Below are 16,534 nucleotides of genomic sequence, written 5' to 3' on the forward strand. Positions count from 1 at the left end.
GCAAATTTTGCATCTCCTTTTTTTTATAGTATAAAATTTAACCAGACATAATTGATCAGCTTTAGCTGAAACCTATATCTATAATATATAATAGGTCTTTGAATTATGAACAGGTTCCATAGCCATTTTGTCTTCCTGGTAATGTGCATCATTCAGCATCTGCGATAAATCGCGTTCTATTGTTTTAGAAATTGTAGTTGTAGGCGTATCCGTAGGCTTGTTCTCAAAAGGATCCTGCAGATGAATGAATAGCCATTTTCTCAATTAATAAGAAAGCTGCTGCGATAGCGATTACCACAGGTACTTCAATATAGCCAAAGAACTCAATCAGTCCGAAAGGCAGCATGATAATAAACAGGTAGATCGTCATATTGATATACTTACTGTAAGTAACCGGAAACACTGTGTTTTTTATCCGCTCAGAACCACCCATGCGGTCACATAGATTAGATAAAGTCCTGTCGATTTCAATCTGCTGATATGTATTAATCCAACCCTCTTTAACAGCCATTTTAATATCCCGTGCATGCAGTTCCAAAATAGACATCGGTACATTTTTATATCTGCTGATAAAGTCAATCTCTTCAGGTTTCATAAATTTATCCAGTCCAAGTGTTGGATGATTATTTCTAAGCGATTGACTTAAACCATGGGCCCAGGCAATTTGTCTTTTTACAAAGCGCTCTTTAAATAATTGGATCTCTGCAGAATAATAAGGGTCATCAATAAAATATAGCACCTGTCTTGCTAATGATCTTGAATCATTGACAATTCCGCCCCAGAGAATCCTGGCTTCCCACCAGCGGTCATAAGCCTGGTTAGACCGGAATGCCAGTAAAAGAGAGATGACTGTACCCAGCAGCGCAGGGACCGCAATTGGGATAGAGATTCTGGTAAAATGAAAGTTTTCATAAAGCACTACAATACCAACGGCATATAGCGTAACCAAAATCAGATCTTTATAGATTTTACCAAATATATAGGTAAGAGGAACATTTTTCTTTAATAACATATCATATGTTTTAATAGGTAATGACTAGACAAGTTGAGCAACTTCATGCTCCAGAGAGATCGCTTTGTTTACTTTAACCGATGGTTCATCCTGCTCAATTGTTTTAATGACCGGGATGCCTGATTTATTGAGGAATACATCAGGGTTTATGCTGTATTTTGAGATCGGGCGGAAAGTATAAGTTGCCGGGCAGTAAATGAAATCAACCTCATTTGCCTCAGCGAAATTTCTGAAAGCAGCCATTGTACTGCCATAGAAATATTCTATTGTTATAGCTTCAATTTGTCCCTGGTGTGTTTTTTTTAAGTCGTAACAAGCTCTGTGAAAAGATTCGGGAATTTGTCCGTACTCAGCACTTCTGCGGGAGAGCATTAATAAATCAGAGATTGAATCCGTTAGCTTATAAGCATGAAAGAAAATGAGCTTAACCGGTTCATTTTTAAAATTCTTTAGAATATCTTCTGAAAGATAGACCGATGTTTCGTTGAAATCTGTAGGAATTAAAATGGTTTTCATATTGTATCTTGATTAGTTAATGATACAATAGTACAGCCCTGACATTACAGCCGTATAAGAGTGAGATTAGAAAGAGATTAGAATTGCAGACAGGCTGCGCGATTAAGACAAACCTGGTAAGAATTAAAGGGAGCGGGGTAATAAAATACTCATTTCAGTTCCGGATTCCTGAACAGTTTTAATAGCGATACTGCCTTTGTGGAGGCGGATAATATTTAAAGATAAAGGCAGGCCTACACCATAACCATTATAGCGTGTCGTATTTGATGCACGGAAAAATGGCTCAAATACATGCTGTAACTCATCTTCAGGTATTCCGATGCCCTGATCCTTCACACTGATCACGATATTTGTACGTGTAACTGATAAACCCAGCTCAACAATCTTGTTGTCAGAATATTTACAGGCATTATTCACAATATTGGTTACAGCAAGCTTAATCAGGTTTAAATTTCCATTCAGATTAATGCTTTCAGGGTTGTCCGGAAGTTTAGAAAGATCAATATGAATCTGATTGTCCGGGTTAACCAGATCAATAGAAGCTTTTACATCCCAGATCAGTTCATCTAAACGTATATTTTCCCAGCGCTGTTTTTCACCATCAAAACCAGACTGTGCTAAACTCAGCAAACTGGTCAGTATATTTTCCAGGCGCTCCGCTTCAGTCTGAATCGTTGCCAATGACTTTTGAAGTTCAGGGGAAAGATCTCCGGCTCTCTGAAAACTGCGAGTTCAGCTTCTCCACTGATAATCGTTAATGGAGTCCTTAATTCATGCGAAGCATTGCTGATAAAATTATTCTGTGTTTCAAATGCTGTTTCCAGTCGATCCAGCATATCATTGAAAGTCTGTGAAATTTCTGCAATCTCATCATTGCCCTTGATTAACGGGAGGCGCTGATGTAAATTCTCTGCACTAATCCCCTTTGCCTTTTTAATTAAGACCCTGATAGGTTTAAAAGTAAAGTTGGAAAATCTTCTCCCCACAAAATAAGATAGTAAAACCGATAGGAAGAACCCTATAAACAATATTTTCTGTAAACTCTTTAGTTCCCTGTAGCCATAAGGATCTTTTGCGGAAATGATCACTATATAGCCATTTACTCCCTGTTTAAAATATTTACCCGCATAAAACACATTTTCATTTCTATGACGCGCCATCAGGCCGGATTCAATATTCTTATAAAAGCTGGCAGGCAGGTGTACCCTTTTGTCAAAGCTATTTTACTTGCTTTGTCGGCTGAAAAAACCTGTTCTTCCTCTTGCGGGAGGCGTTCCAGATATTTTTGTCGTACCTCATTATATTCAGCCGTATTTTTTCCCGTTGCCACTTTGATCTGGCTGGCTATGTTTACCCTCGCCTCTAATCTTTTGTAGAAATCTTCAAAAGCAAACTCATTTGCAAAGTACCATACAAACCCACTTAATAAAGAGATAATGATCGCAGATAAAATAGCAAATAAGAAAGTGATGCGGGTATTTAAATTCATTACATTGATTTTTCTTTTAACATATAGCCCAGGCCAACTACCGTATGAAGAAGCTGGGTACTAAATCCTTTATCTATTTTTTTTCTCAGGTAATTGACATAAACATCAACCACATTAGTTCCCATATTAAAATCAATATCCCAGACATTTTCGAGAATATCAATTCTGGATAAAGTCTTGTTTTTATTCCTGGAGAAAAACTGAAGCAAACGATATTCGGTCGCTGTCAGAATGATGATTTCCCGATCTGCCCTGGTTACTGTTTTAGCAGAAATATTGATTTGTAAATCACCTACAGAGATAATTTCATCTGCTTGCTGAAAACCAGCGTACCTTCTTAACAGTGTACGGATTCTGGCACTCAATTCTGCGATTTTGAAAGGTTTGACCAGGTAGTCATCCGCTCCATTATCAAGGCCGGTAACTATATTTTCAGTACTGCTCAAAGCAGTCAGCATGATGATAGGGGTATGCGGATAATTTTTCTTGATTTGTTTACATAAGTCCAGTCCGTTGATTCCGGGAAGCATGATATCAAGGATAATCAAAGCAAAAGAATGGGCAGCAACCATTTCCAGTGCTATAAATCCATCAGGTGCGATGCTTAGCTCAAATCCCTCATTGCTTAAACCTCTTTTCAGAACTGACACCACATTTGGTTCGTCTTCAACAATAAGGAGTTTCATAAACAGGTATTTTATTTGGAAGCAAATTTAAGCAAATAAACAAAATTTAGCCCGGTTTAGCAGAAAACAGAATCTTTAGCTTCTTGTAATTGATTTTTGCCTGGTATTTATGGAAGATATCGCTTCCGATAATAGCTACAATCCGGGGGTGCCCCATCAATACATAAGCATCATTTACCGTTTCCAGGTCCAATGCTACGGCAGGGTATGATTTAATAATCAGTTTACCGATTTTTAATTTTGGAATAACAGCCTGTATCGTACTTGAGGTGGTAAAAAGCGTAGTGGCATTGGTCTCTTCCAGATCTGGGATGACAATATTGTCACTGTTCTGCTCAATAAAAGTTTTATTAAATACAGATCTCGAAGCCCCGGTGTCTACCACAGCCCAGTGTTTTGTCCCAAAAACAACGATTTCCACCAATAGGTGGAAACCGTCATCATTTAAGTTTATTAAAGTAATAGGTACTGTAATCGTACGCATTAAATAAGCTTCATTTCTTTAAGCACATTATTCATTGCTCTTACAGCATCAGCACTTTTATTAAAGGCTGTTTGTTCATCATCATTCAGTTTATAATCTATAATCTTTTCCCAGCCATTACGACCTACAATTACAGGTACACCTAAACAAATATCTGTCTGACCATATTCACCTTCAAGGGCTACACAGCAGGTAAATAGTTTCTTTTCATCACGAACGATACTCTCTACTAAAGCAGCGCCGGCAGCACCAGGTGCATACCATGCGGAAGTACCCAGTAAACCAGTTAATGTCGCTCCGCCCACCATAGTGTCAGCAGCAACTTTAGCCAGTACATCAGGAGCTAAAAGATTGGTTACCGGTAAACTCTGGTAAGTCGCATAACGTGTCAGTGGAATCATCGTTGTATCACCATGTCCGCCAATCACAAATCCTTGTAAATCATTTGAGTTGCAGTTTAATGCAACACTCAGATAATACTTGAACCTTGCGCTGTCCAGTGTACCGCCCATACCAATGATCCTGTTTTTAGGCAGACCCAAAGATTTAAGAGACAAATAAGTCATCATCGTATCCATTGGATTACTGATTACGATAATAATCGCATCCGGAGAGAACTTCAATATATTTTCAGCAACCCCTTTAACAATGCCTGCATTGATACCAATTAACTCTTCACGGGTCATTCCTGGTTTACGCGGAAGTCCCGAAGTAATTACAGCCACCGCAGAACCTGCAGTTTGACTATAATCATTAGTCACACCAGTGATTTTTGTGTTAAAACCCAATAATGCAGCAGTTTGCATCATGTCTATCGCTTTACCTTCGGCAAAACCTTCTTTGATATCTAATAAAACTAACTCTTCTGCTAATTCTTTTCTGGCAATATTATCTGCGCAAGTAGCACCAACTGCTCCAGCACCAACAACTGTTATCTTCATGGATTCAATTTTTAAATTGTAATAAAATCTTCATCAGATCTTCCTGCCCAAGTTATAAAATTTAAGGGAGTTTTAAAAAATCTTTAAAAATGCTTTTTAAAACTTTATCTAACCTTCTTGGTTTATGAGAGAAAGAATTTACATTTGCTTAACGTCTGTTTAAATTTGTAAATTGATTATGGTCTATAAATCTAAACACGAATTCATCCATATTTAATAAGGGAACGCTATGTTAGAGAATAAGCCTGTTGAAAAAGTTGATATAATGTCTTACGCAGGTAAATGGTATTCATTATGCTCTATACCCACCTTTATGGACAAAAACTGGCATGAAACTACAGAGACGTATGTGATACATCCGGATGGTTATTATGCAGTCTTTACCACCTATAAATTACCGGGAGATAAAGAAACAAAATACGTAAGATCGAAACTTATCGTTGTTCGCGGTACAAGTAATGCACAGCTTAAAGCACAGTTTGTCTGGCCATTAAAAGTAGATTACTGGATTATAGAGCTAGGAGAAGACTATTCCTATGTCGTTGTCGGACACCCTAAACACAAACATCTTTCCATCATGTCCCGAAAGCCTGAATTGTCACAAGAGCAACTTGATGAGATTATCTGGCGGTGTCAGGAAAAGGGTTATGATATCTCAAAGCTTGTCTCACAGGAACATAAGCCGGCAGCCCTAAAAGGACAGGCACATTCTTCCTGAAATTTGTGAATTTTTAGACATAAGAATTTTAAAGCAGTTTAAAAATCCGTAATTTTGTACCTCTCTTTGTTTGAGGAATCATATCCGCAGAACAGGGATTCATAATTACCCTTCTATGTATTTAATTTTTGATACCGAAACTACAGGTCTACCTGGCAATTACAATGCACCCGTATCCGATACTAACAATTGGCCAAGGTGTATCCAGATTGCCTGGCAGTTACATGATGCATTAGGAAACCTGGTTGAACATCAGGACTATCTGGTTAGGCCGGATGGATTTAATATTCCATATGATGCTGAACGTATCCACGGTATTTCTACAGAATTAGCCACAGAACAAGGGATTGATATCCGGGAGGTGCTGGAGAAATTCAACATTGCCCTTTCCAAAGCGAAATTTGTAGTAGTAGGACAGAATATTGGCTTCGACGTCAATATCATGGGGTCTGAGTTTTACCGCATGGGTGTAGAAAGCCCGATGGCTCAAATGCCTGTTCTGGATACCTGTACAGAAGTTACCGCTAATTTATTAAAGATTCCGGGAGGTAGAGGAGGCAGGTTTAAATTGCCGACACTGACCGAATTACATAGTTACTTATTTGGAGTACCATTTGCAGAAGCGCACAACGCAACGGCGGATGTTGAAGCGACCACGCGCTGTTTCCTTCAATTAGTTAAAATGGAGGTTTTTACTCCTGAACAGCTACAAGCCGATCAGGACTATATCCGTTCATTTATTGCCAGTCAGCCAGCTGTTATACCAAGTGCAGGTATTCAGCATATCAACCTTAAAGCCGCTTCTGATGAGATCAGGAAAAGACAGGCAAAAGCTGAAGGCCCTGGTGTTTCTAAACAGACTTTAAAAGATAATCAGCAAGAACTTAAGGATGCGACTTTTGTCCATCTGCATAACCATACGCAGTTTTCAGTATTGCAGTCTACCATCAATATCCCTGGTTTGATCGCTGCGGCAGCGGCCGATAAAATGCCTGCGGTAGCGATGACAGATCATGCCAATATGATGGGGGCTTTTCACTTTGTGAACCAGGTACTCAATCATAACAAGGGCGTTGAAGCAAGAAATGCAGCAGTTCTGGAAAAAGGAGAGGAGCCCTCAGAAGTTCCGATTACGCCAATTGTTGGCTGTGAATTTTTTGTCTGTGAAAATCACCTGGATAAATCCCGTAAAGACAACGGTTATCAGATGGTACTGCTGGCTAAGAATAAAACAGGTTACCACAACCTGGCAAAAATGTCTTCCGTTGCCTACACTAAAGGATTTTACTATGTTCCAAGGATTGACAAAAATGTCATTGAAAAATACAAAGAAGATATCATCGTCCTTTCCGGAAACCTGTATGGCGAGATAGCCAGTAAGATTCTGAATATGGGTGAAAACCAGGGAGGAAGCTTTGATCTGGTGGAAATCATTGTTCGGCCCTGATTTCTATATGGAGATTATGCGCCACAGCCAGGACGACGAGAATGTAGTGAATAAGACATTGATCTCCTTAGCTCAGAAACATGAGATTAAGCTGATTGCGACTAACAATACCTATTATATCAATAAAAAGGACGCCAACGCCCATGATATTTTATTATGCGTAAAAGATGCTGAAAAGCAGGCGACACCTATAGGCAGGGGACGTGGATACCGTTACGGTTTACCAAACCAGGAATATTATTTCAAATCTTCAGAAGAGATGAAAAAACTGTTTGCGGATCTTCCGGAAGCAATTTTAAATATTCAGGAAGTAGTAGACAAAATATCGATCTACAAACTTGCCAGAGAAGTTCTCTTACCTAAATTTGATATCCCTGAGCAATTTTTGGTTAAGGAAGATGAAGACGATGCAGGAAAAAGAGGAGAGAACAAGTATTTACGCCATCTTACCTATGTAGGTGCAGAAAAAAAAGATACGGAGAACTGACTCCGGAAATCATAGAACGTCTGGATTTTGAACTGCAAACGATAGAGAAGACCGGTTATCCGGGTTACTTCCTGATTGTGCAGGATTTTATCAGGGAAGCCAGAAATCTGGATGTTTCTGTAGGTCCCGGACGTGGTTCTGCTGCGGGTTCCGTTGTAGCTTATTGTTTGTGGATTACCAATATTGATCCGATCAAATATGACCTCCTTTTTGAGCGTTTCCTGAATCCTGACCGTGTATCCATGCCCGATATTGATATCGACTTTGATGATGAGGGCAGGGGCCGCGTAATGGACTATGTGATCAAGAAGTATGGTGCAAACCAGGTGGCCCAAATTATCACCTATGGTACAATGGCGGCTAAATCTTCTATTAAAGATACCGCCCGCGTATTAGACCTGCCGCTTTTTGAAGCAGATAAAATAGCCAAGCTGATTCCCAATCTCAAGCTTGCGAAGATCTTTAACCTGGATGAGAAATCGCTCAGAGGAGTATTACGCGCAGATGAATATGAAAAAGTTGTTGAATTAAAAGATATAGCCGATTCAAAAAGTTTAAGTGCCGAAACGATCCAGCAAGCCAGGATACTGGAAGGCTCGTTAAGAAATACAGGTATCCATGCCTGCGGGGTAATTATTACCCCTGATGACATTACGAATTACGTGCCAGTGGCGATGGCCAAAGATTCAGATCTGTACGTAACCCAGTTTGATAACTCGGTGGTAGAAAGTGCAGGACTACTTAAAATGGACTTTTTGGGGTTAAAAACACTGACCCTGATTAAAGATACCGTTAAGCTGGTACGTTTGAGAACCGGTATCCAGCTCGATCCTGATGAATTTCCTATTGATGATGTCAGAACCTATGAACTGTTCCAGCGTGGAGAAACGATAGGTATTTTCCAATATGAGTCTACCGGGATGCAGAAATACATGAAGGAATTAAAGCCTACCGTATTCGGAGATTTAATTGCCCCCATGAATGCCCTGTACCGTCCTGGACCACTGGAGTATATCCCAAGTTTTGTCCGCAGGAAAAACGGAGAAGAAGAGATAAAGTACGATTTAGATGCCTGCGAAGAATATTTGCAGGAAACCTACGGAATTACAGTATACCAGGAACAGGTGATGCTTTTATCGCAGAAACTGGCAGGTTTTACCAAAGGTGAGGCCGACGTTCTGCGTAAGGCGATGGGTAAGAAACAGAAAGACGTTCTGGATAAGATGAAACCTAAGTTTGTTGCCCAGGCAGCAGAAAAAGGGCATGCTCCGGCTACTTTAGAAAAAATATGGAAGGATTGGGAAGCTTTCGCTTCTTACGCCTTCAACAAGTCCCACTCTACATGTTACGCGTGGATTGCCTATCAGACCGCTTACCTGAAGGCACATTATCCGGCTGAATATATGGCTGCGGTACTGACCAATAATATGAGTGATATTAAGCAGGTAGCCTTTTTCATGGAAGAATGTAAACAGATGGGGGTGCAGGTATTGGGGCCGGATGTAAACGAATCCATTTTGAAGTTTTCTGTAAATCAACAGGGAGAAGTACGTTTTGGTCTTTCAGGGATCAAAGGAGTGGGGGAGAAAGCCGTAGAAAGTATTATAGAAGAACGCAACACCAACGGATTCTACAAAAGTATTTATGATTTTGCAAGACGGTCCAATACCCGAACGGTAAATAAGAAAGCTTATGAGAGTTTTGTGTATAGCGGGGCCTTTGATAGTTTTGGTTCTCACCGGGCACAGTTCTTCTTTATAGGAATGAATGATAAACTTAACGGCATTGAAAAGCTGATCAAATATTCAAATGACTTCCAGAACAGTGAATCTTCTGCGCAATCATCTTTGTTTGGTGGTACAGTAGCGGATATGATTAATGAGCCTACCTTACCGGTAGCCGCTGAGTGGACTTTAATAGACAGGTTAAAATACGAGAAAGATGCAATCGGGATTTTCCTGAGTGGCCATCCGCTCGATAATTATAAATTAGAGCTGAAAGAATTCTGTCAGCACAACGTTCGTCACCTTTCTGTGGTCAATAAAATACGGATGGGCGACACAAATGAAGACGTATTGGCAGAGTTTGAACAGATAAAAAACAGGGAATTAGTAGTCGGAGGACTGGTTGTGATCTCAGCTCAGCGAATGACTAAAACCGGGAAACCATTTGGTACAATTGTTTTTGAAGATTATAATGACAGTTGCGAACTGGCTTTATTTGGAGAAGACTTTGTGAAATTTAAACAATTTATGACCGATGGCTATTTTCTTCAAATCCGTGGCCGTGTAGGTGAACGGTTCCGAAAAGAGGGCGATTGGGAGTTTAAGATCACTTCAATGGCCCTATTGTCTGATTTGAGAGAAAAGCTGGCCAAAACGATCACGATACAAATTCCAATTCAGGGAATTAATGATCAGATCATCACCCAGATTCTGGCGATGATTGAAGAAAACAAAGAAAATACAGAGCAGCAAACTGTCAATTGAATTTTATTGTGTACGATAGAGAACAAAATGTTTCGCTAGATCTTCCTTCTAAATCATTGAAGATCAACCCTGATAACCAATTTTTAGATCAGCTGAAAGAGCTGAATGTGGTGAGTTATAAGTTGAACTAATGTCATTTTGGCATTAGAAAATATGGTGGCATTACAATTGATTATATCTTTGTGTAAATAAAAATAAGAATTATGGCTATAGAAATCACAGACGCAAACTTCGAGGAAGTTGTGTTGAAATCAGATAAACCCGTTTTAGTAGACTTTTGGGCAGAATGGTGTGGTCCATGTCGCATGGTAGGTCCGGTAGTAGATGAAATCTCAAAAGAATACGAAGGAAAAGCAGTAGTGGGTAAAGTAAATGTGGATAATAACCCACAGATTTCTACTCAGTTCGGTATCCGTAACATCCCTGCGTTGTTATTTTTCAAAAATGGTGAAGTAGTTGACAAACAAGTTGGTGCGGTTCCAAAAACAGTATTAGCTGGTAAATTGGATAAACAATTGTAATCAACCCGATATATATCAGGAAAAGCATCTGTATAACAGATGCTTTTTTTATGTGATCATAATTCTATTGCGAATTATCATTATTTTCCTCCTCAGGAAAGCGTTCTTCCTCATCATTGTCTTCTATAATTGTTTCTTCCCCTTTCAGCAGGTTATCGCTCCAATAGCAAAACATAGCAATTACAGTTAATATACCGATCTGGAGATAAGAAATTTCTACAGGATGTGCACTGTTCAAATTGAACAATCCGGCCTTTGCAGCTATGCAGAGTACTACAGCAAGTGTAAACAGCCATTTGAAATTTCCAGTACTGCTCGTTAATCGACTTAGGTGTTTGGACTTCAGTGTTAAAGCCTTTAATGCAGTGATCAAAAGCACCAGAAACAGGATACTAAGCAAAATATACTTTAGGAAACCAAGCATTGGAATAGGTTCCAGCTTAATAATACCGCTAAAGAAGTAAACAGAAGAAACCAAAACCAATCCGCTCAGAAATAATAACAAGTAGAAGGTCACGATACCTCTTAATGTCAGGCGATGTATATATGACGAGGAATTGGTTGCGTTGGGAGCTTTATTCATTTCTATCTATGAATGGCACAAGTTAGAGTTCTTTTACTAAATTTAGAATTTTAAACAGATTCTTACAAAATGAGAACTATAGCTGATCAGTCTGAATATCAATTTAACAGTAACCTGGAATTACTCGCTAAGCAGGTGGTTGAAGGATTTATCACAGGTTTGCATAAAAGCCCGTTTCATGGGTTTTCAGTAGAGTTTGCAGAACACAGAGCCTATAACAGCGGTGATAATGTCAGAAATATTGACTGGAAACTATTTGCAAGGACTGATAAATTATATACCAAAAGATATGAAGAAGAGACAAATCTGCGTTGCCAGTTTGTAATTGATACCTCTTCTTCCATGTATTTTCCAGAGGGAGATTATAACAAACTTACTTTCTCAGTTCAGGCAGTGGCAGCATTGATTGAACTGCTTAAAAAGCAAAGAGATGCTTTTGGGCTAAGCCTGTTCACAGACCAGTTAGTTCTGAATACACCAGCAAGATCAACAACTGTGCATCAGAAGTATTTGTTTACACATCTTGTACAGGTGCTGAGGGCTCCTCAGATGAACTTAACTACAGGATTGACTTTATCACTCCATCAAGTTGCAGAGTCTGTTCACAAGCGCTCTATGGTCGTTATTTTTACGGATCTTTTAACTGGTGCTTCTGGCGATCACGATCAGGAAGGGTTATTCTCTGCTTTGCAGCATTTAAAATTTAATAAACACGAGGTTATCATTTTCAATGTAAGTGATAAAGCTAAAGAAGTAGACTTCAATTTTGAGAACAGACCTTATCAGTTTGTAGATATGGAGACTGGCGAATTATTGAAAGCAAATGCAGCTACGGTTAAAGACGCGTATTTAAAATCTTATGGAGATTACCGTAAGATGCTCGCACTAAATGTGCCCAATATAAAATAGACTTGATTGATGCAGATATTGCTGCTGGTTTTTCGGGCGTATTATCTGCTTACCTGATCAAAAGACAAAAGATGAATTAAAATTATTTTTTAGCTTCTCTGTATCTGCTCAGTAATTCCCTTTTGAAAGTCTGTTCAGCTCTGTAATATTTACCCACAGTCTTTATTGGCAAGCTGCTTTTAAATTTATTATAATACTTGCGGTCAATATTCAGATCTTTCTGTTTAAAGTTAAGGTCATTAACGATCAGGCTTTCAACCTCTGTATCTGAAAGATTCTCGATTTCAGTACTTTTTCTAAAGCTGATCATATTCTTTCTGCGCTCCTGGCGTAATTCAGACTGCTCACTCTGCATCGAATTATAGATCGGCCAGAATATCTTCGCTTCTTCGGGCGTAAGTTCTAATTTTTCTTTTAGATATGTGCTTTTATAAGCTTCTATTTCCTTACTTCTTCCTTCATTCCTTTGTGCTGAAGTAAGAAAAAGGGAGGCATAAGAGAAAGGCGATGGCAAGTATGTTCTTCATAATATATTAATTATAATGCTGATGACAGGTCACTTTGAGAATAATTGTTCAGGATATAAGTTTCTAAGTCTGCTTTGGCAGTATTGTCATTTTGTACATCCACATTGTTGCCTGCTACATGATCAATAATATCTTGTTCATTCATATCATATAACATTTGTTCACTAACCATATCAGCAGTTTTGTTTTCTGTATTGAAATTTTGCTGATTCAGGTAAAGACCAAATGCCGTAACCAGAATGAAACAAGCTGCCGAAGCATATTTAATCAGATCATTATGCCATAAACGAATGAGTTTAGGCTGTTGTTTAACAGAGGAATCAGATTCTGTTACTTTAGCAGGGGAATCATGAACAAGAAGATCAGCTCCGGTTGTTTTTGCCAGAATGCTGGCCTGTAATTTTTGAAAATATAAATCAGGTGTATGAAAACCCTCAGACTTTGGTAGGTTTTGTAAGTCAGTCATCTCCCTGATTTTCAGCTAAAATACAGCGCTGTAAAATCTCAAAATACTGATCAGGCACGATAAATCCGGACACAGGAATAGCTTCCTTAAGCTCATTTACGTAAACTACGTGATGAATCAGCTCAGGTAAGGCATCAAAATACTGTTCCGGGACACTAAATGGATTTTCCTTTTTAAGGGAGGCGAGATAACGAGCCTCTGGTTTCCATTCATTGTCTTCTGCATCGTGTTTCATTGTTGATAATTTAGCTATTTCAGGGGTATAACCTTGTGGTTTCCTGAATTGTATGCTATATGGATACTTAAAATCGCAAAAGGTTTAAAAAGTAATGTCATCATTTAGCATAAAAACTTCTATTTTTTTTACTGCAATATGAAATGATGCTTTTAACGCACCTACTGACGTACCCAGAATTTCAGAAATCTCTTCATATTTGAGTTCGTCATAATACTTCATATTAAAAATCAGCCGCTGCTTTTCGGGAAGGATCAGCAATGCCTGCTGTAATTTCATCTGGATTTTATCCCCATTAAAATAAGAAGAGGCAATTAAACTTTCAGAAAGCTCATCAGAAACATCATCCAGAGGAATATTATTCCGCTGTTTTTTCTTGTTTAAAAAGGTGATGCAATCATTTGTTGCGATCCTGTAAATCCAGGTATAAAGTTTAGAGTCACTCCTGAATTTGGACAGGTTTTTCCATACTTTGATAAAAACCTCCTGTACAAGATCATCTGCATCGTCATGGTCAATTACAAGGCGGCGGATATGCCAGTAGATCTTTTCCTGGTATTTGGTAACAAGCAGGTTAAAGGCTTCATTACGCGTGCCCTCAACAGAGAACTTTGCTAAAATTTCATCATCTTCAACCTGCTTCATTGATTATTTTTTTCTTTTAATTACTTTCTGAGCTGCTTCAACAATGTTAATTGTATCCAAACCGTATTTAGTCATTAACTGATCCGGTGTTCCGCTCTCTCCAAAACTATCATTTACAGCCACAAATTCTTGTGGAGAAGGAAGTTCAGTAGTTAACAAACGGGCAACACTTTCACCTAACCCACCAAATTTATTGTGCTCTTCGCAAGTCACAACGCAACCAGTTTTCTTAAGCGACTTCAAGATTGCCTCTTCATCTAACGGTTTAATTGTGTGAATGTTTATAATTTCTGCATCAATACCTAAAGCAGCCAATTGTTCTCCAGCCTCAATAGCTTTCCAAACCATGTGTCCGGTTGCAATAATAGTTACATCAGTACCTTCATTAACCATCCATGCTTTACCAATCTCAAATTTTTGATCAGGGTCAGTAAATACAGGAATGCTTGGCCTGCCGAAACGCAGGTAAACAGGGCCTTCGTATTCTGCAATAGCTAAAGTTGCTGCTTTAGTTTGATTATAGTCACAAGGATTAATCACGACCATTCCAGGTAACATTTTCATCAAACCTATATCTTCAAGGATCTGGTGAGTAGCACCATCTTCACCTAAAGTTAAGCCAGCATGAGAAGCACAGATTTTAACGTTTTTATTTGAATAAGCTACAGATTGTCTGATCTGGTCATAAACTCTTCCTGTAGAGAAGTTTGCAAAAGTACCAGTGAAAGGAATTTTTCCTCCAATTGTCATACCAGCTGCAATACCAATCATATTTGCTTCAGCAATTCCGATCTGAATAAACCTTTCGGGAAATTCATCTGCAAAAGCATCCATTTTCAAGGAGCCTTTCAGATCCGCACAAAGTGCAACCACATTTGGGTTTTTCTGACCAGCTTCATGTAAACCAGCACCAAAACCAGAACGGGTATCTTTCTTTTCTGAATATGTATATTTTTTCATTTTGTATTATCTTTTTTTATCGCTCATCTATCAGGATCAGCGCTTTTAATGGTTATGAATTAATAATCCCCTAATGTTTCTTTGTTCTGACTTAAAGCAGAAGCCAGTTGCTCATCATTAGGCGCTGTACCATGCCATTTATGTGAACCACCCATGAAATCTACACCATGGCCCATTTGAGTACTCATTAAGTTTAAGATTGGTCTGCCCTTACCAGTAAGTGATTTGGCATATTCCAAAGCTTTAACAATATCTTCCATGTTATTTCCATTGGAAGTGATTACATGCCATCCGAAAGCTTCAAATTTTGTCTGTAAGTTCTCTAATGATAATATCTTTTCAGTAGGGCCATCAATCTGCTGTCCGTTATAATCAATAGTAGAGATCAGGTTGTCAACTTTATTGTGAGGAGCAAACATAATCGCTTCCCAGTTTTGACCTTCCTGTAATTCACCATCTCCATGTAAACTGAAAACCAATGAATGATCTTTATTTAATTTCTTGGTTAAAGCTGCACCGATAGCAACAGACATACCCTGACCTAAAGATCCCGAAGCAATCCTGATACCAGGTAATCCTTCATGCGTAGTAGGGTGACCCTGAACACGTGAATTTAACTTTCTGAAAGTAGCTAATTCGCTAACTTTGAAATAACCGGAACGGGCAAGCACGCTATAAAATACCGGAGAAATGTGACCATTAGAAAGGAAGAACAAATCTTCTCCTTTACCATCCATTTTAAAATCTGTGGAGTGGTTCATGGTTTCGAAATATAAAGCTGTCAAAAATTCTGCACAGCCAAGCGATCCACCCGGGTGTCCGGACTGGCAGCCATGTACCATTCTTACAATATCTCTTCTTACCTGAGAAACAATGTCCTCTAATTCATTGATTGTATGTTTCATCTAAATTGTTTATCTATTGATAGCAAATATAGTTTATTGCTATCATTATCATTTAATGTAATAATTCAAGGATTTGTGCAGTTGAATTTTTAGTGTCAACTTTTTTAATGATATGCGCAATGATGCCATTTTCGTCAATCACAAAAGTAGTGCGGTTGGTGCCCATATATTTTTTACCATACATGTTCTTTTCTCCCCAGACGCCGTAAGCTTCTACAATTTTTTTATCAGTATCAGCCAGTAGGGTAAAAGGAAGACTGTGTTTAGCCGCAAATTTCTGATGTGATTTTTCATCATCAACACTTACACCAAGCACAACAATATCTTTCGCTTTCAATCCCTGGTAATTATCCCTGAAATCACAGGCTTCAGCTGTGCAACCAGGTGTATCATCTTTAGGATAAAAGTATAAAACCACTTTATTACCTGCAAACTGACCCAGAGAGACTTTATTTCCATCCTGATCCGCTGCGGTAAATTCAGGGGCTTTCTGACCTTCTTTTAATTCACTCAT

Annotated in this window: 20 protein-coding genes and 1 pseudogene; 4 read left to right on the forward strand and 17 right to left on the reverse strand. The window is 38.7% G+C overall.

Features of this window, described 5'->3' with window-relative positions; genetic code table 11:
• Positions 1-78 precede the first annotated feature (78 nt).
• From ACWYN3_RS34270 to ACWYN3_RS34310, 9 genes are all read right to left on the reverse strand, one after another.
• Positions 79-264 carry a hypothetical protein gene (locus ACWYN3_RS34270; RefSeq protein WP_456218216.1) on the reverse strand — a complete coding sequence of 62 codons (186 nt, stop codon included), beginning with the start codon at positions 262-264 and terminating at the stop codon, positions 79-81.
• Complete coding sequence (locus ACWYN3_RS34275; RefSeq protein ID WP_456218217.1) at positions 224-1,012, reverse strand: bestrophin family protein; 789 nt, start codon at positions 1,010-1,012, stop codon at positions 224-226. The genes ACWYN3_RS34270 and ACWYN3_RS34275 overlap by 41 nt, the downstream gene beginning before the upstream one ends.
• Before the next feature lie 24 nt (positions 1,013-1,036).
• Positions 1,037-1,528 carry a hypothetical protein gene (locus tag ACWYN3_RS34280; RefSeq protein ID WP_456218218.1) on the reverse strand — a complete coding sequence of 164 codons (492 nt, stop codon included), beginning with the start codon at positions 1,526-1,528 and terminating at the stop codon, positions 1,037-1,039.
• Between the two features lie 123 nt (positions 1,529-1,651).
• Positions 1,652-2,209 (reverse strand): sensor histidine kinase, encoded by a 558-nt coding sequence (locus ACWYN3_RS34285; RefSeq protein WP_456218219.1) that lies wholly within the window; start codon positions 2,207-2,209, stop codon positions 1,652-1,654.
• A complete protein-coding gene (locus tag ACWYN3_RS34290) occupies positions 2,164-2,688 on the reverse strand; it encodes a HAMP domain-containing protein (RefSeq protein ID WP_456218220.1) in 525 nt (174 codons plus the stop codon). The genes ACWYN3_RS34285 and ACWYN3_RS34290 overlap by 46 nt, the downstream gene beginning before the upstream one ends.
• Positions 2,688-3,017, reverse strand: a complete 330-nt coding sequence (locus ACWYN3_RS34295; RefSeq protein ID WP_456218221.1) for a hypothetical protein — start codon at positions 3,015-3,017, stop codon at positions 2,688-2,690. The genes ACWYN3_RS34290 and ACWYN3_RS34295 overlap by 1 nt, the downstream gene beginning before the upstream one ends.
• Positions 3,017-3,703 carry a response regulator transcription factor gene (locus ACWYN3_RS34300; RefSeq protein ID WP_456218222.1) on the reverse strand — a complete coding sequence of 229 codons (687 nt, stop codon included), beginning with the start codon at positions 3,701-3,703 and terminating at the stop codon, positions 3,017-3,019. The genes ACWYN3_RS34295 and ACWYN3_RS34300 overlap by 1 nt, the downstream gene beginning before the upstream one ends.
• A gap of 46 nt (positions 3,704-3,749) precedes the next feature.
• Positions 3,750-4,187: a retropepsin-like aspartic protease gene (locus tag ACWYN3_RS34305; RefSeq protein WP_456218223.1), complete on the reverse strand. Its 438-nt coding sequence runs from the start codon at positions 4,185-4,187 to the stop codon at positions 3,750-3,752.
• Positions 4,187-5,128, reverse strand: coding sequence for a malate dehydrogenase (locus tag ACWYN3_RS34310; protein ID WP_456218224.1), 942 nt, complete (start codon positions 5,126-5,128; stop codon positions 4,187-4,189). Before ACWYN3_RS34310 ends, ACWYN3_RS34305 begins: the two co-directional genes overlap by 1 nt.
• Positions 5,129-5,357: 229 nt before the next feature.
• On the opposite strand from ACWYN3_RS34310, the gene ACWYN3_RS34315 reads away from it, so the two are divergent.
• The 3 genes and pseudogenes from ACWYN3_RS34315 to trxA all read left to right on the forward strand — a co-directional run bounded on the left by ACWYN3_RS34315 (position 5,358) and on the right by trxA (position 10,790).
• Positions 5,358-5,846: a lipocalin family protein gene (locus ACWYN3_RS34315; RefSeq protein ID WP_456218225.1), complete on the forward strand. Its 489-nt coding sequence runs from the start codon at positions 5,358-5,360 to the stop codon at positions 5,844-5,846.
• Between the two features lie 115 nt (positions 5,847-5,961).
• A pseudogene (gene dnaE, locus ACWYN3_RS34320) lies at positions 5,962-10,400 on the forward strand (DNA polymerase III subunit alpha).
• Between the two features lie 72 nt (positions 10,401-10,472).
• Positions 10,473-10,790 carry a thioredoxin gene (gene trxA / locus ACWYN3_RS34325; protein ID WP_456218226.1) on the forward strand — a complete coding sequence of 106 codons (318 nt, stop codon included), beginning with the start codon at positions 10,473-10,475 and terminating at the stop codon, positions 10,788-10,790.
• A 64-nt stretch (positions 10,791-10,854) separates the two neighbouring features.
• On the opposite strand, the gene ACWYN3_RS34330 is transcribed toward trxA, so the two are convergent.
• Positions 10,855-11,373 carry a hypothetical protein gene (locus tag ACWYN3_RS34330; RefSeq protein ID WP_456218227.1) on the reverse strand — a complete coding sequence of 173 codons (519 nt, stop codon included), beginning with the start codon at positions 11,371-11,373 and terminating at the stop codon, positions 10,855-10,857.
• A 69-nt stretch (positions 11,374-11,442) separates the two neighbouring features.
• Between ACWYN3_RS34330 and ACWYN3_RS34335 the strand changes: the two genes are divergently transcribed.
• Positions 11,443-12,282, forward strand: a complete 840-nt coding sequence (locus ACWYN3_RS34335) for a DUF58 domain-containing protein (protein ID WP_456218228.1) — start codon at positions 11,443-11,445, stop codon at positions 12,280-12,282.
• 82 nt (positions 12,283-12,364) lie between these two features.
• Here ACWYN3_RS34335 and ACWYN3_RS34340 read toward each other — a convergent pair whose 3' ends face one another.
• From ACWYN3_RS34340 to bcp, 7 genes are all read right to left on the reverse strand, one after another.
• Entirely contained in the window at positions 12,365-12,796 is a 432-nt protein-coding gene (locus ACWYN3_RS34340; RefSeq protein WP_456218229.1) for a hypothetical protein, read from the reverse strand.
• Between the two features lie 23 nt (positions 12,797-12,819).
• A complete protein-coding gene (locus tag ACWYN3_RS34345; RefSeq protein ID WP_456218230.1) occupies positions 12,820-13,275 on the reverse strand; it encodes a hypothetical protein in 456 nt (151 codons plus the stop codon).
• On the reverse strand, positions 13,268-13,510 hold the full coding sequence (locus ACWYN3_RS34350; protein WP_456218231.1) for a hypothetical protein: 243 nt from the start codon (positions 13,508-13,510) through the stop codon (positions 13,268-13,270). Before ACWYN3_RS34350 ends, ACWYN3_RS34345 begins: the two co-directional genes overlap by 8 nt.
• 84 nt (positions 13,511-13,594) lie before the next feature.
• Complete coding sequence (locus ACWYN3_RS34355; RefSeq protein ID WP_456218232.1) at positions 13,595-14,155, reverse strand: RNA polymerase sigma factor; 561 nt, start codon at positions 14,153-14,155, stop codon at positions 13,595-13,597.
• 3 nt (positions 14,156-14,158) lie between these two features.
• Positions 14,159-15,115 (reverse strand): transketolase family protein, encoded by a 957-nt coding sequence (locus ACWYN3_RS34360; RefSeq protein ID WP_456218233.1) that lies wholly within the window; start codon positions 15,113-15,115, stop codon positions 14,159-14,161.
• 59 nt (positions 15,116-15,174) lie between these two features.
• A complete protein-coding gene (locus ACWYN3_RS34365; protein WP_456218234.1) occupies positions 15,175-16,020 on the reverse strand; it encodes a transketolase in 846 nt (281 codons plus the stop codon).
• A gap of 52 nt (positions 16,021-16,072) precedes the next feature.
• Positions 16,073-16,534 carry a thioredoxin-dependent thiol peroxidase gene (bcp, locus tag ACWYN3_RS34370; protein WP_456218235.1) on the reverse strand — a complete coding sequence of 154 codons (462 nt, stop codon included), beginning with the start codon at positions 16,532-16,534 and terminating at the stop codon, positions 16,073-16,075.

The sequence above is a fragment of the Pedobacter sp. NJ-S-72 genome (genome assembly GCF_053890575.1).

Bases quoted from the DNA above. Each gene is read 5' to 3' on its own strand.
- ACWYN3_RS34310 (WP_456218224.1), bottom strand. From the start codon at position 5,128: ATGAAGATAACAGTTGTTGGTGCTGGAGCAGTTGGTGCTACTTGCGCA.
- ACWYN3_RS34290 (WP_456218220.1), bottom strand. From the start codon at position 2,688: ATGGCGCGTCATAGAAATGAAAATGTGTTTTATGCGGGTAAATATTTT.
- ACWYN3_RS34360 (WP_456218233.1), bottom strand. From the start codon at position 15,115: ATGAAAAAATATACATATTCAGAAAAGAAAGATACCCGTTCTGGTTTT.
- ACWYN3_RS34295 (WP_456218221.1), bottom strand. From the start codon at position 3,017: ATGAATTTAAATACCCGCATCACTTTCTTATTTGCTATTTTATCTGCG.
- ACWYN3_RS34345 (WP_456218230.1), bottom strand. From the start codon at position 13,275: ATGACTGACTTACAAAACCTACCAAAGTCTGAGGGTTTTCATACACCT.
- ACWYN3_RS34355 (WP_456218232.1), bottom strand. From the start codon at position 14,155: ATGAAGCAGGTTGAAGATGATGAAATTTTAGCAAAGTTCTCTGTTGAG.
- ACWYN3_RS34330 (WP_456218227.1), bottom strand. From the start codon at position 11,373: ATGAATAAAGCTCCCAACGCAACCAATTCCTCGTCATATATACATCGC.
- ACWYN3_RS34335 (WP_456218228.1), top strand. From the start codon at position 11,443: ATGAGAACTATAGCTGATCAGTCTGAATATCAATTTAACAGTAACCTG.
- ACWYN3_RS34305 (WP_456218223.1), bottom strand. From the start codon at position 4,187: ATGCGTACGATTACAGTACCTATTACTTTAATAAACTTAAATGATGAC.
- ACWYN3_RS34280 (WP_456218218.1), bottom strand. From the start codon at position 1,528: ATGAAAACCATTTTAATTCCTACAGATTTCAACGAAACATCGGTCTAT.
- ACWYN3_RS34350 (WP_456218231.1), bottom strand. From the start codon at position 13,510: ATGAAACACGATGCAGAAGACAATGAATGGAAACCAGAGGCTCGTTAT.
- bcp (WP_456218235.1), bottom strand. From the start codon at position 16,534: ATGAGTGAATTAAAAGAAGGTCAGAAAGCCCCTGAATTTACCGCAGCG.
- ACWYN3_RS34275 (WP_456218217.1), bottom strand. From the start codon at position 1,012: ATGTTATTAAAGAAAAATGTTCCTCTTACCTATATATTTGGTAAAATC.
- ACWYN3_RS34300 (WP_456218222.1), bottom strand. From the start codon at position 3,703: ATGAAACTCCTTATTGTTGAAGACGAACCAAATGTGGTGTCAGTTCTG.
- ACWYN3_RS34365 (WP_456218234.1), bottom strand. From the start codon at position 16,020: ATGAAACATACAATCAATGAATTAGAGGACATTGTTTCTCAGGTAAGA.
- ACWYN3_RS34315 (WP_456218225.1), top strand. From the start codon at position 5,358: ATGTTAGAGAATAAGCCTGTTGAAAAAGTTGATATAATGTCTTACGCA.
- trxA (WP_456218226.1), top strand. From the start codon at position 10,473: ATGGCTATAGAAATCACAGACGCAAACTTCGAGGAAGTTGTGTTGAAA.